General features: G+C 37.8%; 14 protein-coding genes. 5 read left to right on the forward strand and 9 right to left on the reverse strand.

What is annotated here, in order from left to right; genetic code table 11:
• Positions 1 to 243: 243 nt before the first annotated feature.
• The 9 genes from GFU89_RS13150 to GFU89_RS13190 all read right to left on the reverse strand — a co-directional run bounded on the left by GFU89_RS13150 (position 244) and on the right by GFU89_RS13190 (position 12012).
• Entirely contained in the window at positions 244 to 1206 is a 963-nt protein-coding gene (locus GFU89_RS13150; RefSeq protein ID WP_318847555.1) for a T9SS type A sorting domain-containing protein, read from the reverse strand.
• Between the two features lie 43 nt (positions 1207 to 1249).
• On the reverse strand, positions 1250 to 2650 hold the full coding sequence (locus tag GFU89_RS13155) for a porin family protein (protein WP_318847556.1): 1401 nt from the start codon (positions 2648 to 2650) through the stop codon (positions 1250 to 1252).
• Positions 2643 to 3209, reverse strand: a complete 567-nt coding sequence (locus GFU89_RS13160) for an RNA polymerase sigma factor (protein ID WP_318847557.1) — start codon at positions 3207 to 3209, stop codon at positions 2643 to 2645. The genes GFU89_RS13155 and GFU89_RS13160 overlap by 8 nt, the downstream gene beginning before the upstream one ends.
• 103 nt (positions 3210 to 3312) lie before the next feature.
• Positions 3313 to 3891: a DUF4840 domain-containing protein gene (locus tag GFU89_RS13165; RefSeq protein ID WP_318847558.1), complete on the reverse strand. Its 579-nt coding sequence runs from the start codon at positions 3889 to 3891 to the stop codon at positions 3313 to 3315.
• Between the two features lie 256 nt (positions 3892 to 4147).
• Complete coding sequence (locus GFU89_RS13170; RefSeq protein ID WP_318847559.1) at positions 4148 to 5563, reverse strand: TolC family protein; 1416 nt, start codon at positions 5561 to 5563, stop codon at positions 4148 to 4150.
• The gene (locus GFU89_RS13175) at positions 5550 to 8708 is read right to left on the reverse strand and encodes an efflux RND transporter permease subunit (RefSeq protein ID WP_318847560.1); all 3159 of its coding nucleotides are present in this window, start codon (positions 8706 to 8708) and stop codon (positions 5550 to 5552) included. The genes GFU89_RS13170 and GFU89_RS13175 overlap by 14 nt, the downstream gene beginning before the upstream one ends.
• Positions 8709 to 8737: 29 nt before the next feature.
• Complete coding sequence (locus GFU89_RS13180) at positions 8738 to 9859, reverse strand: efflux RND transporter periplasmic adaptor subunit (protein ID WP_318847561.1); 1122 nt, start codon at positions 9857 to 9859, stop codon at positions 8738 to 8740.
• A 273-nt stretch (positions 9860 to 10132) separates the two neighbouring features.
• The gene (locus GFU89_RS13185) at positions 10133 to 10897 is read right to left on the reverse strand and encodes a LytTR family DNA-binding domain-containing protein (RefSeq protein WP_318847562.1); all 765 of its coding nucleotides are present in this window, start codon (positions 10895 to 10897) and stop codon (positions 10133 to 10135) included.
• On the reverse strand, positions 10894 to 12012 hold the full coding sequence (locus tag GFU89_RS13190) for a sensor histidine kinase (RefSeq protein WP_318847563.1): 1119 nt from the start codon (positions 12010 to 12012) through the stop codon (positions 10894 to 10896). The genes GFU89_RS13185 and GFU89_RS13190 overlap by 4 nt, the downstream gene beginning before the upstream one ends.
• 229 nt (positions 12013 to 12241) lie before the next feature.
• On the opposite strand from GFU89_RS13190, the gene GFU89_RS13195 reads away from it, so the two are divergent.
• The 5 genes from GFU89_RS13195 (at position 12242) to GFU89_RS13215 (ending at position 16021) form a co-directional block, all read left to right on the forward strand.
• On the forward strand, positions 12242 to 13066 hold the full coding sequence (locus GFU89_RS13195) for a universal stress protein (protein WP_318847564.1): 825 nt from the start codon (positions 12242 to 12244) through the stop codon (positions 13064 to 13066).
• A 318-nt stretch (positions 13067 to 13384) separates the two neighbouring features.
• Positions 13385 to 13939, forward strand: coding sequence for a hypothetical protein (locus tag GFU89_RS13200; RefSeq protein ID WP_318847565.1), 555 nt, complete (start codon positions 13385 to 13387; stop codon positions 13937 to 13939).
• A gap of 12 nt (positions 13940 to 13951) precedes the next feature.
• Complete coding sequence (locus GFU89_RS13205; protein ID WP_318847566.1) at positions 13952 to 14596, forward strand: hypothetical protein; 645 nt, start codon at positions 13952 to 13954, stop codon at positions 14594 to 14596.
• 13 nt (positions 14597 to 14609) lie between these two features.
• The gene (locus tag GFU89_RS13210; RefSeq protein WP_318847567.1) at positions 14610 to 15380 is read left to right on the forward strand and encodes a sensor histidine kinase; all 771 of its coding nucleotides are present in this window, start codon (positions 14610 to 14612) and stop codon (positions 15378 to 15380) included.
• Complete coding sequence (locus tag GFU89_RS13215) at positions 15377 to 16021, forward strand: response regulator transcription factor (protein ID WP_309873685.1); 645 nt, start codon at positions 15377 to 15379, stop codon at positions 16019 to 16021. Before GFU89_RS13210 ends, GFU89_RS13215 begins: the two co-directional genes overlap by 4 nt.
• Positions 16022 to 16286: the final 265 nt, after the last annotated feature.

Below are 16286 nucleotides of genomic sequence, written 5' to 3' on the forward strand. Positions count from 1 at the left end.
ATTTCATCTGAATTTTGGATAAAATGATCAAGTGTGAGTCAGGAAGCCGGATGCCGGAAAGAGAGGGTTCCTTTTGGGGTAATTATGACCGTCATAGATTAACAAGGATGAAACTTTATCTATTGAGCGTAAAGTATTAAAATAAATTACTCTAGTTCTTCTTCAAGACAAGGGACATCCCTCTTCTGACATCCAATCTTCCTTCCCACAATCAATATTTTAACATATTCAGACTATATAATCTTATTTCTTTATAAATCTATTTTTATATTCTTTTCCATCTGCGCTTTTAGAAATAATGATATAGTTCCCTGGTACCAGCTGACTTACATCAATCGCCTGATTATACCGATGGTCATTTTTCTTCAGGACAAGCTTACCAGACATATCTATAATAATTACTTCTTTATAAATTTTGTCTGATTCTTTTCCTATATAAAGATGTTGGGCTGTAGGATTGGGATAGATCTTCAGATTATTATCTTTACTTTTCGTCTCTCCTGTTCCCAAATTGGTACAAAAATCCCAATCCCCGAAATTTAGCTCAACAAATGCGAATGTAGCCAGCATCTGACATTCGTCCGGGCAATATTCTGTACAGGCATAAAACCCATATTTTCCGGAACTTGTTGCCACATAAGTATCTCCTATCACTCCAGGGATGATGCAAGGCTCTCCCGCCACCGGAGGATTGCTGCTGGGTACACATCTGAACCAGATATGTTTGCCATATACTACAGGAAATATATTATCAAACTGTACAGAAGCACCGTTGCATACACTCACTACTCCTCCATTTTCCTGATACGTTCCAGGAGTATAGGTTGTCATCATGGCTGGAAGGCCATATACAAATCCGTCTGCTAATACAGCCGGGCTTTCTGCTGTACAGTCTCCTTCTGTAACTTTAACTTTAAAATAATTCAGCTGCTCACTTCCATTAACAGTCAAATGTTGCGATGTAGCTCCCTGAATGGCTACCCAAGGGTTGTTGTTGGGTGTCTGCCAGGTCCATTCCTGCTTATACCATTGATAGCTTGTATAAGTCTGTATAGTGGAAAGTATTTCGTCTTCCGTATTACAGAATAAGATGGTTCCAGAATATTGCTGGTTAAGCCTTGGGCTGGTAATTGTAGGGGTACACTGTGCTTTTATATTCATAACGCTGAATAATAAAACCACTAAAAAAATTAGTTTTGTTTTCATATATAGATTATTAAGTGTGATTTTAGTCTAAAAATCCTCTACATCAATCCAACAGCACTCTGATCCCGAATTTCATATTAAAATGAAGCGGTTTCTCTTTATAAAGGGTATTAGGAGCATTTTCTTCCTTGAAATGATATCCTATCCCCGGCTCTGCATAAATTCCAACTTTGTCTATGACCTTCAGCTGAAATCCTACTGCAGTGTTAACAGAAAACTGTATTGGCTTATGATCAAGACGTTCTTTTGAACTATCTTTTATTTCATCATTCACCACATAGGTTGTTGTAACACTTCCCGACACAGGTTTTTCCACGAGTGCTCCGCCTGTAATATATCCTGTAAACCTTCCTTTCTGAATGACATTATAATTGACCTGAACAGGAATTCCTATATAATGAACCGTCTGATCTCCTTTAATATAATTGTTCTCGGTACCTGAATGCAGTTCAGAAGCCAGTTTCGTATAGTTCAGCCCCGTTCCTATTCCCCATCTTTTTCCTAAATTATAATAAAGGGATAATCCGAACGTAACAGGTACTTTATGTCTGATCCTTGCTTCTACCGGCTGGCTTTGATTCGCCAGTAATACGGCAGTCAGAGGATCATCATGGTACTCGGAAGTACTCCATACCTGCTCAACATTCATTGCTTTTCCAGTGATGGAAGCATACCCCGGAAACTGTTGTTCTGCAGAGTTGGAGGCAACATTTCCTGTAAGCATACTCAACATCCATGATTTTTTGTCACGGGATTTTGCAGCAGTATGTTTTGTATTCTCAGCATATACTTCTTTCAATTCTTCCTGTTTGAAAAGAACCTCATCAGAAGTCTTCTCTACGACCGTTTCTTTTACTGTATCATCAGCAGGAGATACTTTCTGAGCAATCCTGCTTTCCTGATGAAATAATTCCGCAACAGCCGGCGGTTTGATGATTTCCTGAATATTCTGATTATTCCCTACTTCATTTTTTCCTTCAGTATTAAAATATTTCTGTGTCTGCGTTTTCTTCGGAGCGCCTGTATTCGATCTATTTTCAGCTAAAAAAGGCACTGTCTCTGATGTCACTTCACTGCCTGATACAGACTCCGTTTCCAGAGGTTTTAAAGAATTCTTTTCTTTTTCTTTTTCCACATCTGCAGGTTTCTGAGACAGAGTTTTGTCTGTATGATCCTGTGGCAGTATTTTCGTCAGCAAAAAAAGCAATGCAATGGCAGCAGCAACACCTCCGAGACGATAGAATAAGGATTTTCGTCTTGTACCCACTCCTTTTTCTTTCTTGTCTGCTCCACCTTCATGAATTTCAGGAATAAACCCGGGAATGCTGTTGCTCTCTTCCCCGGAGAATAGTTCACCTTTGATGTCATCCCACAATCCTTCCGGAACGTCCTCTTCATGGTCATCCATTCTGCTTCGCAGGTTATTTAGCCATTCATTATTCATATTGTGCTTTTTTTGACATTTTAAATTCTTTTATTTTCTGAACAAGCAGTCCTTTTGCACGGTGAAACTGAGATGCAGAAGAATTTTCTGCAATTCCCAGCAGTCCGGCAATCTCCTTATGGCTTTTTTTCTCAAATACAAACAGGTTGAAAACAGTTCTGTACCCTTCAGGAAGAGATTTTATCATCATCATAATATCATTACGCGGAATCTCTTCAAAATCCGGTTCTTCTTCATCAGGAACATCAGGAAGATCATCTACTTCCACCGCAGATTTAAAATCCCCTTTCTGTTTGATATGCTTCAAAGATTCATTGACAGTAATACGGGTCATCCAGGCTTTCAAAGAACCATTTCCTCTGTACTCAAAAGATTCTATTGAACGGAACATTTTGATAAAACTGTTTTGAAGCACATCATGTACATCTTCTTTCTCAGCCACATAACGGGAGCAGACATAGGTCAGATTTCCGGAATAAGCTCCAAAAAGCTCTTTCCAGGCAGCTTCCTCCTTCTTCAGAAGGTGCTTTACCAAAATCTGTTCTTTACTTTCTTCCATATAATGCTGCGGCCGTACCCAGTGGGATGTTTTAAAACTGTCAAGCAAAAATAGATTGCATCTTAATAATAAAGCGCAATCCATTGATGATAATATCTATTAATTAATTCTTTATACAGAACGGAAAGTTATAGTCAATCACCTGGTAAGGAGTAACCAATGTACCGTCTACTGTAATTTTTTCTGCTGTGATAGCATATCTAAGTGTCTGATCCAACCCTACATAATATCCTTTTTGCTTAGATACAAATTCTACAACAGTCTTTTTATTCATTCCGTCTACAGGAATCTGAAGTTCCATAGTTTTTGGAGTTAAAGTAAGTTCTATCACATTATTTGCTGTATTAATTACGGCAGCATACTTAAGGTCATACTTCACTTTTGCCATTGATTTTAATGCGGCTTCTGCTTTTGCAGGATTTTTCACCACAGTCTTTACAATTTCTTCTATTGGAAACTCAGCAAATGAGATGGTGTCTTTTTTTACTTTAAACTCTTTTACTCCTTCTCTTTTGCTATTTCCCTGTACAATAACCAGCTTACCTTTATAGTTTCCTTTTAAGTCTTCCATTTTCACAGGTGGAATATCCGGTCCGTCATTATCATTACAAGAGGATAGCGTAAATCCTACCAAAACCATTAAAACTGTTATAAAAAATCGGGGTACTGTCAATCTTTTCATTGCATTACTTTTTTCGTTAAACATTAATTATTTTCGAGTACTCATCTATATAAATCTCATTTTTCAAAAATCTTGCATCTATTTTGAAAAAAAAGATGAAATTTTTCATAAACCACTGATTTAATGAATATAAAATTTCACCACTCTTCTGCAAATTTCGGACCTGATGTAAAAACGAAATTGTATCTACCCTCAGAAATAACAAAAAAGGAAGCTATATGATCTAGCTTCCTTTTATTATTTATCCTTTTCCATTTTATTGTACTCCACCACCAAGTGATCGGTACAGATCTACTTCAGCATTTAATCTTTCAAGGGTTACATTAATGGCTTCCAGGTCATTCTGAAGTTTGTTGTTCTGAGCAGTAATCACTTCAAGATACGTTGCCATACCACTTTTATACAGTTTCAGGGCATCATTAATTCCTTTATCAAGAATAGCTGTTCTCTGATCTAAAAGCAGCAGTCTTTCTGAAGAGCCTTTAGACCTGGCCATGGCATCGGATACTTCTCCAACGGCAGTCATTACAGATTGTTTAAAGTTGATGGCTGCTTTTTCCTGTTCAATCAAAGCGGTCTCATAAGCTGTTTTCAGTTGCTTTTTCTGGAAAATTGGGGCGGCAAGATTTGCAGCAATGGCTTTGGTAATGGATCCTGGAATATCAAACCATGAGCTGAATTTATTAGAGTTTACTCCTATCTGCGGGCTTAAGCTGATACTCGGATACATAGCTGCTTTTGCCAACCCGGTTTTTGAATTCAGACTGATAACGTTAAATTCAGCAACCTTCAGATCCGGTCTGCGGCTCAGCAATTGTGCTGGCAATCCTTCTGACAGCTTATTTTCAGGAATCATTGTTTTAAGGTTTCCTTCTCTTTCTATCTTCGCAGGATATTCCCCACAAAGAATACTCAATGCATTTTCCTGGATAGAAATATTCTGTTTCGCTAAAGGAATCAGTAACTCGGCTGTTTTCTTCTGCGCTTCGGATTGCTGAACGGCTAATGAATTAATCTGTCCTGCTGTAAACTGCAGATTCATCATTGTAAGGGTATTGTTACTCAGCTCAATATTCTGTTCGGCTATTTTCAGCTGTTCGTCCAGACTGATAAGGTTGTAATAAGCCTGAGCCACCTGAACAACTATTCTGCTTCTGATGGCATTTAAGTTTTCTTTTTGCCCAAAATATTCTGCAGCGGCAGATTCTTTCTGCATTTTAGCTTTTCCCCAGATATCTATTTCCCAGGAAAGTCTTAGGGCAGCACTAAAGTCATCCATGTATTTTGTCCCTACAAACTGTTCATTAAGAGAACCGTTAAGGGTATTTTTGGAGGCCCAGCTTCTGTTGGCTCCTGCACTGAGGTCCAACGTCGGCATCAAAGACAATTTGGCCTGCTTATAAACGAGATCCAGCTGTTCTATATTTTTCAGGGCAACATTCACTTCATTATTTCTGGAAAGGGCTTTGTCTATTAACCCAATCAGTTTAGGATCTTTGAAAAAGGTTTTCCACGGAAGCACCATCGTATCTCCTGTTACCTGTACAGATTCTTTGTACGTTTCGGGAACCTGAAGATCTGTTCTTGTATATTTTTTCCCTACGGCACAAGACATCAGAAGTGATGCCATTGCGCCTGAAATAAGGAAATTTTTTATATTAAATATTCTCATTTGTCAATTGATTTTCTATCGTGTTATACTTCTTTTTGGTAGAGAACTTCTCGTCCAGATACTGAAAGAACATGTAGAGTACAGGAATTACAAAAACCCCTAAAACCACTCCACTCAGCATTCCCATTGCAGCACTTGTACTGATAGATTTGTTTCCTGAAGCCATACCTCCTGAAGAAATCATCAGTGGAATCATTCCTACAATAAAAGCCAATGAGGTCATAATAATTGGTCGTAGCCTGGCTTTTGCTCCTTCCAGCGCAGAATCCAGAATTGAAAGTCCTGCTTTTCTCCTTTGGATGGCAAATTCAACAATCAGAATTGCATTTTTGGCTAGAAGGCCAATAAGCATAATCAATCCTACCTGTACATAAATATTATTATCCAAACCAATGGCTTTTATTCCCAAAAACGCTCCTACAATTCCTGTTGGGATGGAAAGCATTACTGCCAGAGGAAGAATATAACTTTCATATTGAGCTGCCAACAAAAGATATACGAAAAGCAAACATAAACCGAAGATCGCGATCGTCTGATTTCCTGCAGATTTCTCTTCCAAACTCAATCCTGTCCATTCGTAACTGTAGTCAGAAGGTAATTTGCTTAAAGTCTGTTCCAGTTTACCCATCAATTCTCCGTTACTCACTCCAGGTTTTGGAGATACGTTGATATTTAATGAGTTGTAAAGATTGTAACGCTGAACAGATTCCGGACCATAAACTTTTTTCAAAGTAATAAGTGTGTTTACCGGTACCATATCTCCTTTTTCATTCTTTACGAATATATCATTGAAGGCCTGCTCATCCATTCTGAAAACCCCTTCAGCTTTAATATTTACTCTGTAAAACTTCCCGAATCTGGAGAAATTCTGAGACTGGTCTCCTGAGAAATAGGTCTGAACCGTTCCCAGCAGGTTTGAAATGCTTACTCCCAATTGTTTTGCCTTATCTTCATTCACTTCAAGCTCCATCTGAGGATAATCTGCTCTGAACATCGTATAGGCAAATCCTACTTCTGGAACCTGCATCAGCTGACCAATCAATTCATCTGCTTTAGCTTTAAGAACCTGAGGATCTCTTCCCATACGGTCCTGAAGTACGATTTCTGCATCATTCGTCATTCCGTATCCTTCCACCGGAGGCATTCTGAAGGTCATTACACTTCCTTCCTTGATGACTCCCAACTTTTCATTAGCCATATCTACAACCGCCTGAATATCCTGAACTTCACCTCTTTCTTTTTTAGGTTTCAGCTTAACAAACCCCATAGCGTAAGCAGGCCCTGCACTGTTGCTAAGAAGATTGTATCCTGTAATGGAAGTGTTTTCCTTCACTGCGTCTACTCCTTTTAAGATTTCATTGATCTTATTGGAAACTTCCGTAGTTTTTGTCAATGCTGTTCCGGGAGGCATACTTAAGGTATACATGAAGAATCCATCATCTTCCATCGGTACAAAACTTTTAGGAGTGCTTGACATCAGCCATCCTGCAACCCCGATAACCGCTACGATTAATCCTCCTGCAATCCATTTACGTCCTATTAAAAATCTAACTCCTTTGGCATAGCGGTTGGTCATATTACCGAACCCTGCATTGAATGCTACCGCAAATCTCTGTCCGAATCCTTTCGGTTTTTTACCTTCTCCTGCATGGTTATTTTTCAAAAATACAGCACATAAAGCTGGAGTTAAAGTCAATGCATTGACAGCCGAAATAATAATGGCGATGGCCAATGTATAGGCAAACTGCTTATAGAATAATCCTGCTGATCCGGACATAAACCCGATTGGTATAAATACTGCCGACATTACCAAGGTAATAGAAATAACAGCTCCTGTGATCTCACTCATCGCTTTGTGGGTAGCCTCTCTTCCGGAAAGATTGGTTCCTTCCATATTACTGTGGACGGCTTCCACCACTACAATGGCATCATCTACGACAATACCGATGGCTAGTACGAGAGCAAAAAGGGTCAATACATTGATGGTAAATCCTAAGACCAGAAGGAAGAAGAAAGTACCAATAATTGCTACCGGAACGGCTATTGCCGGAATAATGGTAGATCTGAAATCCTGTAAGAAAATAAATACTACGATAAATACCAGTATAAATGCTTCTATCAAAGTAGATTTCACCTGTCCTGTAGCTTCATCCAATCTTTCTTTAGTACTCATTACACTCGTGTATTTGATACCCGGAGGGAATGATTTTGATAATTGATCAAGAGCTTTATTGACTCCTATTTCAATCTGATTGGCATTGGAACCCGTGGTTTGCATAATCGCTACCGTAACCGCATTTTTCCCATTGGAAAGGTTATCTCCTGTATTTGAAATGGCTCCAAATTCCACACGGGCTACATCTTTAAGCCTGATTACCTGGCTTCCGGTATTTTTAACAATAATATTTTCATATTGTTCCGGTTTGTTTTTCTTTCCTTTATATCTGATGACGTACTCCAACGCAGCATCTGATTCTTCTCCAAGTTTACCAGGAGCAGATTCTAAACTGTGGTCTGCAATTGCTCTGGAAACATCTGCAGGTTCAAGGCCATAAGATGACATTTTCTGAGGGTTAAGCCATATTCTCATGGAATAATCTTTCAACCCGAATACCATGGCCTGTCCTACTCCTTTTACCCTTTTGACCTGCGGAATAAGGTTAATATTCGCATAGTTCTGAAGGAAAGTTTCGTCATATTGTTTGTTGTCTTCGGTATAAATATTGAAAATCAATACCATACTGTTCTGCTGCTTGGATGTGGTCAGTCCCATTCTCACTACCTCTTGAGGAAGTATCGGGGTGGCCTGCTGTACTCTGTTTTGCACATTTACTGCGGCCTGATCTGCATTTACTCCCTGTTTGAATATAATGGAGATAGAAAATGTACCATCATTACTTGCAGAAGATTTCATGTACTCCATATCTTCCACTCCATTGATCTGTTCTTCCAGCGGAGTTACCACGGAACGGATCACCGTTTCACTGTTTCCTCCCGGATAAGATCCTGAAACGGTGATGGTAGGAGGAGAAATATCCGGGAATCTGGTCACCGCCAGCTGGTTTAATCCTATTATCCCTAAAATGACAATAATAAGGGATATTACCGTCGCCAGTACCGGACGGTCTATTATCTTTTTTAACATTTTTGAATTTTCTAAGAATGGTTATACAACTATTTTAAAGGAACTGTTGTCGCAACAACCTGTGCTCCATCTGTAAGGGCATCAATTCTGTTGATAGCAATCTTATCTCCGGCATTTACTCCTTCTTTGATAAAGTAATCCTGAGATGTGCTTCCTGAAACGGTAATCTGGGTCATTTTCACTTTGTCTTTGCCATTCAGTTTATAGACAAAGAATCTGTCCTGAATATCTTTCACAGATGTTTTCGGAAGTTTGACAACACCATTCAATGCGTTGTGAATCATCACTCTTGCTGTCCCTCCTGCTCTCAATAATTGATCAGGATTCTGGAAAACAGCTTTCATTTGAATACTCCCTGTATTTCTGTCGAAGTTTCCACTGGCATTTTCAAGTTTTCCTTTAAGAGAATAAGTAGAACCGTCTGCAAGGATAAGCTCTACATTTTCTGCGTTATTTCCTGATCCTGAAGCTTTGCTGTGGGCAATAAAATCAGCTTCATTCATGGAGAAATACACATTCACACTGTTTATACTTGAAAGCGTTGTTAATGGAGCTGCATCTGATGGACTGATAAGGTTTCCAACTCTATTTGGAATTCTTCCTATATATCCGCTCACAGGAGCTTTGATGTAAGCAAAATTGGCGTTAATTTTTGATGATCCTAAAGAAGACTGTGCCTGCGCAACCTGTGCCGAAGCTGCTCTATAACTTGCCTGAGCGGTTTTCAACTGCATATCAGAAACTACTTTTCCTTCTACAAGAGGCTTCAGTTTTTCTACTTCAAGTTTGGCTGTTTCCTGCGCCGCCATAGCTGATTTCAAAGCGGCTTCATTGGTATTTACCTGCTCATTATATACTGATGGGTTTATTCTGAAAAGGGGCTGTCCTTTGCTTACATACTGTCCTTCTTTGATATATACGGCTTCCAGATAACCTGTCACCTGTGCTTTAATATCTACATTGTCCTGCCCTTCTATACTGCCCGGGTATCCTGTAGAGACATCTGCATCTCCGGATTTCACCTGGATAAAATCTGTAGGCAGTGCCTGCTGCATCTGCTGGGCATTTTCCTGGCCATTCCCGGAACCGCATGAGGACAATATCGCTGCAGCTGTAAGTGAAAGTACCAGATATCCTTTTCTGTAATTCATAACATGAGTTTTTAAATTTTACAGGAGCAAAATAACTTCATATAATAAGGATATTCATGCAGAAATCTGGTGAAGCGTAATTAATCGCAGGTGAAGCGTATGATACCAAAAATGAAAAGAAAACAGCTGTTTTCCCCTATAATTATGACGAAAAATAGATTTTTAGGATAAAATAAGTGTTGAATTGCTAAAGATAAATTAACCTATTTCACAAGTAAAGCAAAAAAAGACCGCTTTGTCTAAAAAGCAGTCTCGTTTGTATTTTTTATGGAATTAATAATCCATCCAAGATTTAAAAACGGAAGCTTTTTCCCGGCTTACGATTACTTCCATATCAGGCTGTTTTCTCAATTCCAGCTTCAATTTTCCGTTAAAGTGATTAAAAATCTGTTTCACTGAATTGATGTGAATAATAAATTGTCTGTTGGCTCTGAAGAAAAATTTAGGATCTAGCTGTTTTTCAAGCTCTTCCAGGGTTTGCGGAACATTTTCTACCACTCCGGTATTCAACATGGCTTTGCTGATTCCCAATTCGGTATAAAAGTATAAAATATCTTCTGCAAGAACCGTTTTATATCCATCTCTGTGGGCTATAAGAAACCGTTTTCTGTAATCCTTCGGCTGGATATAATTCAGCAGCCCCTCGATGGCTGTTCCCAAAACAGGAACGGATTCCATAAAGGTTTCGTAGCGTTTTAAAGCAGCATCCAGCTCTTCTTCTTCAATAGGTTTCAGAAGGTAATCTACACTGTTGTATTTAAAGGCCTGTACAGCATATTCATCATATGCTGTAGTGAATATGACGGCACTTTTGATCTCATGCTTGTTAAATATTTCAAAGCTGAGCCCATCTGCCAACCGCACATCCATCATAATAATATCCGGAACCACATTATTTTCCAGCCAATGTACCGTTGAGATAATTGAGTCTTCTACAGACAGAATTTCGATATGGGGTCTTAACTTCAGCAACAGTCTTTTCAACCTATCAGCATTGGGTCTTTCATCCTCAACTATTAAAATTTTATTAATCTTCATATCAATGGAAGTTTTACAATAAATTTATCTTCAGTTTTTTCAATCACAGGCTTAGGATATCCTAAAATTTCGTACCGTGCAACAATATTGGTAAGCCCTACTCCGGAGGAATCCGGCTTATTGATCAGGGGCAGAAATGTATTGGAAACCACCAGCTCTCCTTCGGGATTTGTATATACCTCTATTTCAAGAGGGTTTATCTTTGAGGTCTGGTTATGTTTAATGGCGTTTTCCACCAACAGCTGTAAAGACAGTGGAAGTGTAAATCTGGATCTAAATTCTTCCTGAATATCAATCTTAAAGACTACTCCTTCACCAATTCTTTTTTCAATCAGAAAGATATAGGATTCTAAAAATTTCAGCTCCTCTTCTACTGCAATGATGTCTTTTTTGGAGTTCACCAGCAAGTATCGGTATACTCTTGCAAATTTCTCCGAATAGTCATAGCCCAGCTGCTGATCTTCCAGGATAAGTTCTGACAATACACTTAGGTTATTGAATATAAAATGGGGATCTATCTGAAGTTTGAGTGCCTGCAGCTCTGCCGCCATAGCAGCCTGTTTATGTTTGGAAGCCCTCAGTTTATGCTGTGCGGCTTCTACTGCTGTTTTTTTCCAGTTTTCAAGTAAATAATCCACGGTGTTAAATGCACTGATAATCAATGATATTACAATATTGGTTGCAATCCACTGTCCCAGAAGTGTATACTCTCTACGGGAATCCATCTCGGGTAATGTTACGGAGGTACAGTCTACAATTGCATTGATAATAATAACGATCATCACACTTCCCACAATCTGCAGCAAGCACTGAATAAACAATCGTTTTACGGTTCTGTCTCTCCAGGGAAGCAGTTTATTGAGCGTTCTGTCAATAAATATACTGACCTCTGAAATGATGATAGAAAAAAAGATAATCCATGAAGCATCTTCCAGAATCATCTGCAGCGGAGCAACCAGATATCCCTTCCAAACGGGATCAAACGGATCAATAAGATAGGAAAAAACACAGAAGGTAACTACTGCTACTGCCCAAATCACGAGCCTTCTTTTCATGGTGGAAAGAATCTTCTTATTCCGTACTATATTTTTCCTGATGGTAGAAATCCTATTCATATCCGGGACTTTGTGAATGTAAATATAGAAATAGATTTTATATGAGTATTCTCTATTTTAGACGAGACCGCCAAAACCGTCCCTGAAACGTAAAATAGAAGTGTTCAAATGGATGTTACGGTTCATCACCTGAAAAAGACATTTCATCATCATTTTATGCAATGTCACCCTATTTTTATGATAAGACAACCCTTGTCTATGATAGTTTTGCAATATTAAATCCGGTACAATGAAAACAATAATTGTCTGCACAGATTTTTCTCACGAAGCTGAAAATGCCACTCATTATGCAGCATCTATGGCTAAAGAAAATAAATATACAATCGTACTTTTTAACCTGCAAACCGTTTCTATTCATGCTTTGAATGCACAGGTTTCAGCAGACTTTTTCTATACCCAGACGCTTAAAAATCAGAAAAAACTGGAAGACAAGGCAGCTGAGCTTGCGACACTTTATACTATAGAAACCAACTATCATCTGGCTTCCGGTAATTTCATTGAAGAGCTTGAAAACTGTATGCAGATCCACGGATGTGATTTTATTGTCATGGGAATGGCAGAAAAAACGCTTGAACAAAGGCTTTTGGGCAACAGTGTAACAAGGGCTATTCACAGAATAAAAAAACCGATATTAATAGTTCCGGCTCATATAGAATATACAGGAATCAGGAAAATTCTTTTTGCCTATGATACCCATAAAAGTATGACCTGGACTGCAATGAATGATATTTATTATTTCATTAATGAATTTAATGCTGAAGTTGAGGTTTTCAATGTAAGTGAAAGGCTGGAAGATTTTGCTGAGGTTATTCATGATATTGACCTGAATTCCGGATATGATCTGGATGATATTAAATACAGTTTTAAAATGATTCAATCCATCGAGGTCATCAAGGCTATTGAGGAGGAAATCAGACTAACAAATCCGGATCTGCTGACAATGGTTCCCTACAAATACAATCTTGTGGAATCTCTTTTCCACCGAAGTAAAACAGCTATTATGGCTTACAAAAATAAAGTACCATTACTATCAATTCCACTCAATATAGATTAAGATCAATAAAAATCTGAACACAATTTGAATTATCCTTTTTTGCCTTTAAAGGCTAAATTTTACACTTAATCTTGTTTGACAGGACCGGGAAGAGATTTCCGGCCCTGTTTTTTATACCCAGTTCCGGACTCAAATACACATTATCATTTTAACAATCATAATTAATATCTCTTTTTGAAAATAAAAATAAATCAACAATTCATACTGGTCTGAATATCAAAAAGCCGTAAATTTAGTAAAGGATAAAAACAGTGTTTTCACCCTTTTTTATAGTTGTGCCGTTAGCTAATTTTGTTCCATAAAATTAAAACCATAAAAATGAAAACTTCCTTTTTTACTAAGACTTTAAGTTTGCTCTGTGCAGCCTTCATTCTAACTCTCTGTCTGTTAAGCTGCACCCGTTGCTCTGAACCCCCTAAAGAACCCGTTAGTAACAGTTATAAAAAGAAACTGATCAGCTACCGTGAAGGCAGGGTCCTTTTTGATGAATACACCAGAACGAATCATGAAATTCTCATGAAATACAGAAACGGTGAACCTGATTCCCGATGGTACTGGTTTTCACTGGAAGACATGGAAGGATATATTAAGTATGTAAAAGAAAATGCCAAAAAACAGAAATTAAAAAATCCAGGAATCAGAATTTATATGGGAAAATACCCAATGAATCATCCTAAAAACAGAATGGCAAAACCTGAATACGCAGGCTATCAAACCATATTTCTAGTGCCTACCGCTCAAAAAAGAGAAAGAGACAAGGCAATGTCCAGATCAGCCAGCACGGAGGAAAATACAGATGTACCATCCATAGAATCTATGAACATGACCAATCTTGCACCTCCTCCAAAAACCTTGTCAGGAACAATGCCTTAAAAACACAAAATTATGAACTGGAATATTGAAACAGGGAAACAGATATCGATGATCCTATCCATCATAGTGATGCTTTTAATGGTCATAAAATATAGAAAAACCGGAAAGGAAAATTTATTTTTTATTATTGGATATCTGTTGTTTTCCCTGATTGATATTTTCTGTTATTTCTACTTCGACCTGACCAGACTGCCTACGGACCTATTTTATGTAATTGGTTTTTTGATGATTGTATTCTTTTTGTACTTATTTTATTATTACCAATTATTATATGTTCCGGTGCTCAAAAAGATCCAGGCCTTCATCCTGATTCTTTTTGTCCTTAATATTGCCCTCATGTTTTACATAGAAGATGATCTGCTTCATCATTTTTCTTTTAATATGCTGTATGTAGATATTCTTCTGTTGTTATTTTCAATTATTTTGTTCCTGTACCAAACTTTTAATTCAGATAAGATATTGGGAATTAATAATTATCTGCCCTTCTGGATTTCAGTGGCTTTGTTGATCTTTTTTATCGGAAGTATCCCGATTCTTTTTTTCAGAACCACTGTTTCGGAGAGTATTTATTTCTTCATTTTATTTATGCTGAATCTGATCAGTAACAGTATACTCATATGGGGGTTGATTGGGAACAAACAGGAGAAAATCAGATAAATACTTCTTAGATATGGAAGAAAATAATTTGGTCATCATCTTTACCATTACCTTATTCATCATTGTTTTGACAATGATCTTCATCTATACGGTCTTCATCAAGAAAAAAACAACACTGGTGATAGAGCAAAAGGAAAAAGATCTGCGTTTTGAAAAGGAACTCGCCACTTCACAGGTAGAAATGAAGGAGCAGACCCTGAACTACATCGGACAGGAATTACATGATGATCTGGGGCAAAAACTTTCCGTGGTACGGCTGCGGCAAAATCAACTGATTGCCAAATTAAAAAACAATGAAAAAGAAGACCTGATAGAGCTAAATGAGCTATTAGGTGAATGCATACAGGATATAAGAAACCTTTCTAAAACATTGATTACTGAACAGATCATTCACTTCGGATTGGCAGAATCTATAGAAAGAGAAGTTCAGCGGATCAAAAAACTGAAATTATTAAAAATAGAATTTATTACCCAGAAGCAGGATATTGATATTTCACCAAAACATGGTCTGATCCTTTTCAGAATTATCCAGGAAAGTATCAACAATATCCTGAAACATTCCAAAGCTAAAAATGTTTCCATACAAATGGAAGATGACTGTGAAAAATTGCACATCAGTATTTCCGATAACGGAAGAGGCTTTGATACCAGCAGTATTCAGGATGGCTCAGGATTAAAAAACATGGAGCTGAGAGCAAAACTGATTCATGCCGAACTGTCTATACACTCAGAACTAAATAAAGGAACACAAACATTGATAACCTATCACAAAAATTTATTATGAAAACTATTCCCATAGCGATCGTTGATGATCATACTTTAATCTCCAAAGCATTGGAGAATATGATCACAGAAAACACTCAATATCGGGTAATTATGAATCATCCCAACGGAGAAGAATTTATTGCAGGTGTGGAAAAAGCTTCTGAATTACCCGCCGTAGTACTGATGGATGTTAATATGCCTTATAAAAACGGTATAGAAACTACAGAATGGCTTACCGAACATTATCCCGACATCAAAGTCATTGCCCTGACAATGGATGATGATGAAAAAGTTCTCATCAGAATGCTGAAGGCAGGTGCTAAAGGATATTTACTGAAAGACATGCAGCCTTCTATCCTCTTCCAGGCCATAGATACCGTATTTGAAAAAGGTAGTTTTTATACTGATTTTGTGGCTCAGAAATTATTGAAAGTAAAAACAGAAGAAATAAAAAATGCCTCCCTTCTTTCGGAGTTGAAAGACAGAGAGAAAGAGTTTATAAAGTGGGCATGCAGCGAACTTACCTATAAAGAAATTGCAGATAAGATGTGCCTGAGTCCCAAAACAATAGACGGCTACAGAGATTCAGTTTTTGTAAAACTGGATATAAAAAACAGAGCAGGTCTGGTACTTTTTGCACTGAAACACGATCTGTGTTGATTTTTTATCTCAATTATTCCTCTTACTTCTGATCTAAAAACAGATATCTTTACATCACACTTACGTATCCGGCAGCTTGCAAAGCTGCCGGATTTTTAATTCATAACACACTCATAAACAAACTAAAAGGTGTTTTCCCTTTTTCAAAATACGGTTTTCTCCTCTGTTTTCGTCCTGCAGAATGATAGAATTTTGTCATAGAAAAAAATACAGAAAGGCAGAACCCGAAAAGCCGGAACAGAGTAGGGAATATTTTTAAAACTAA

The sequence above is a fragment of the Chryseobacterium sp. JV558 genome (assembly GCF_033712365.1).
Lineage (GTDB): Bacteria > Bacteroidota > Bacteroidia > Flavobacteriales > Weeksellaceae > Chryseobacterium.

Coding starts and splice junctions, on each gene's coding strand:
- GFU89_RS13150 (WP_318847555.1), bottom strand. CDS start 1,206: ATGAAAACAAAACTAATTTTTTTAGTGGTTTTATTATTCAGCGTTATG.
- GFU89_RS13155 (WP_318847556.1), bottom strand. CDS start 2,650: ATGAATAATGAATGGCTAAATAACCTGCGAAGCAGAATGGATGACCAT.
- GFU89_RS13160 (WP_318847557.1), bottom strand. CDS start 3,209: ATGGAAGAAAGTAAAGAACAGATTTTGGTAAAGCACCTTCTGAAGAAG.
- GFU89_RS13165 (WP_318847558.1), bottom strand. CDS start 3,891: ATGAAAAGATTGACAGTACCCCGATTTTTTATAACAGTTTTAATGGTT.
- GFU89_RS13170 (WP_318847559.1), bottom strand. CDS start 5,563: ATGAGAATATTTAATATAAAAAATTTCCTTATTTCAGGCGCAATGGCA.
- GFU89_RS13175 (WP_318847560.1), bottom strand. CDS start 8,708: ATGTTAAAAAAGATAATAGACCGTCCGGTACTGGCGACGGTAATATCC.
- GFU89_RS13180 (WP_318847561.1), bottom strand. CDS start 9,859: ATGAATTACAGAAAAGGATATCTGGTACTTTCACTTACAGCTGCAGCG.
- GFU89_RS13185 (WP_318847562.1), bottom strand. CDS start 10,897: ATGAAGATTAATAAAATTTTAATAGTTGAGGATGAAAGACCCAATGCT.
- GFU89_RS13190 (WP_318847563.1), bottom strand. CDS start 12,012: ATGAATAGGATTTCTACCATCAGGAAAAATATAGTACGGAATAAGAAG.
- GFU89_RS13195 (WP_318847564.1), top strand. CDS start 12,242: ATGAAAACAATAATTGTCTGCACAGATTTTTCTCACGAAGCTGAAAAT.
- GFU89_RS13200 (WP_318847565.1), top strand. CDS start 13,385: ATGAAAACTTCCTTTTTTACTAAGACTTTAAGTTTGCTCTGTGCAGCC.
- GFU89_RS13205 (WP_318847566.1), top strand. CDS start 13,952: ATGAACTGGAATATTGAAACAGGGAAACAGATATCGATGATCCTATCC.
- GFU89_RS13210 (WP_318847567.1), top strand. CDS start 14,610: ATGGAAGAAAATAATTTGGTCATCATCTTTACCATTACCTTATTCATC.
- GFU89_RS13215 (WP_309873685.1), top strand. CDS start 15,377: ATGAAAACTATTCCCATAGCGATCGTTGATGATCATACTTTAATCTCC.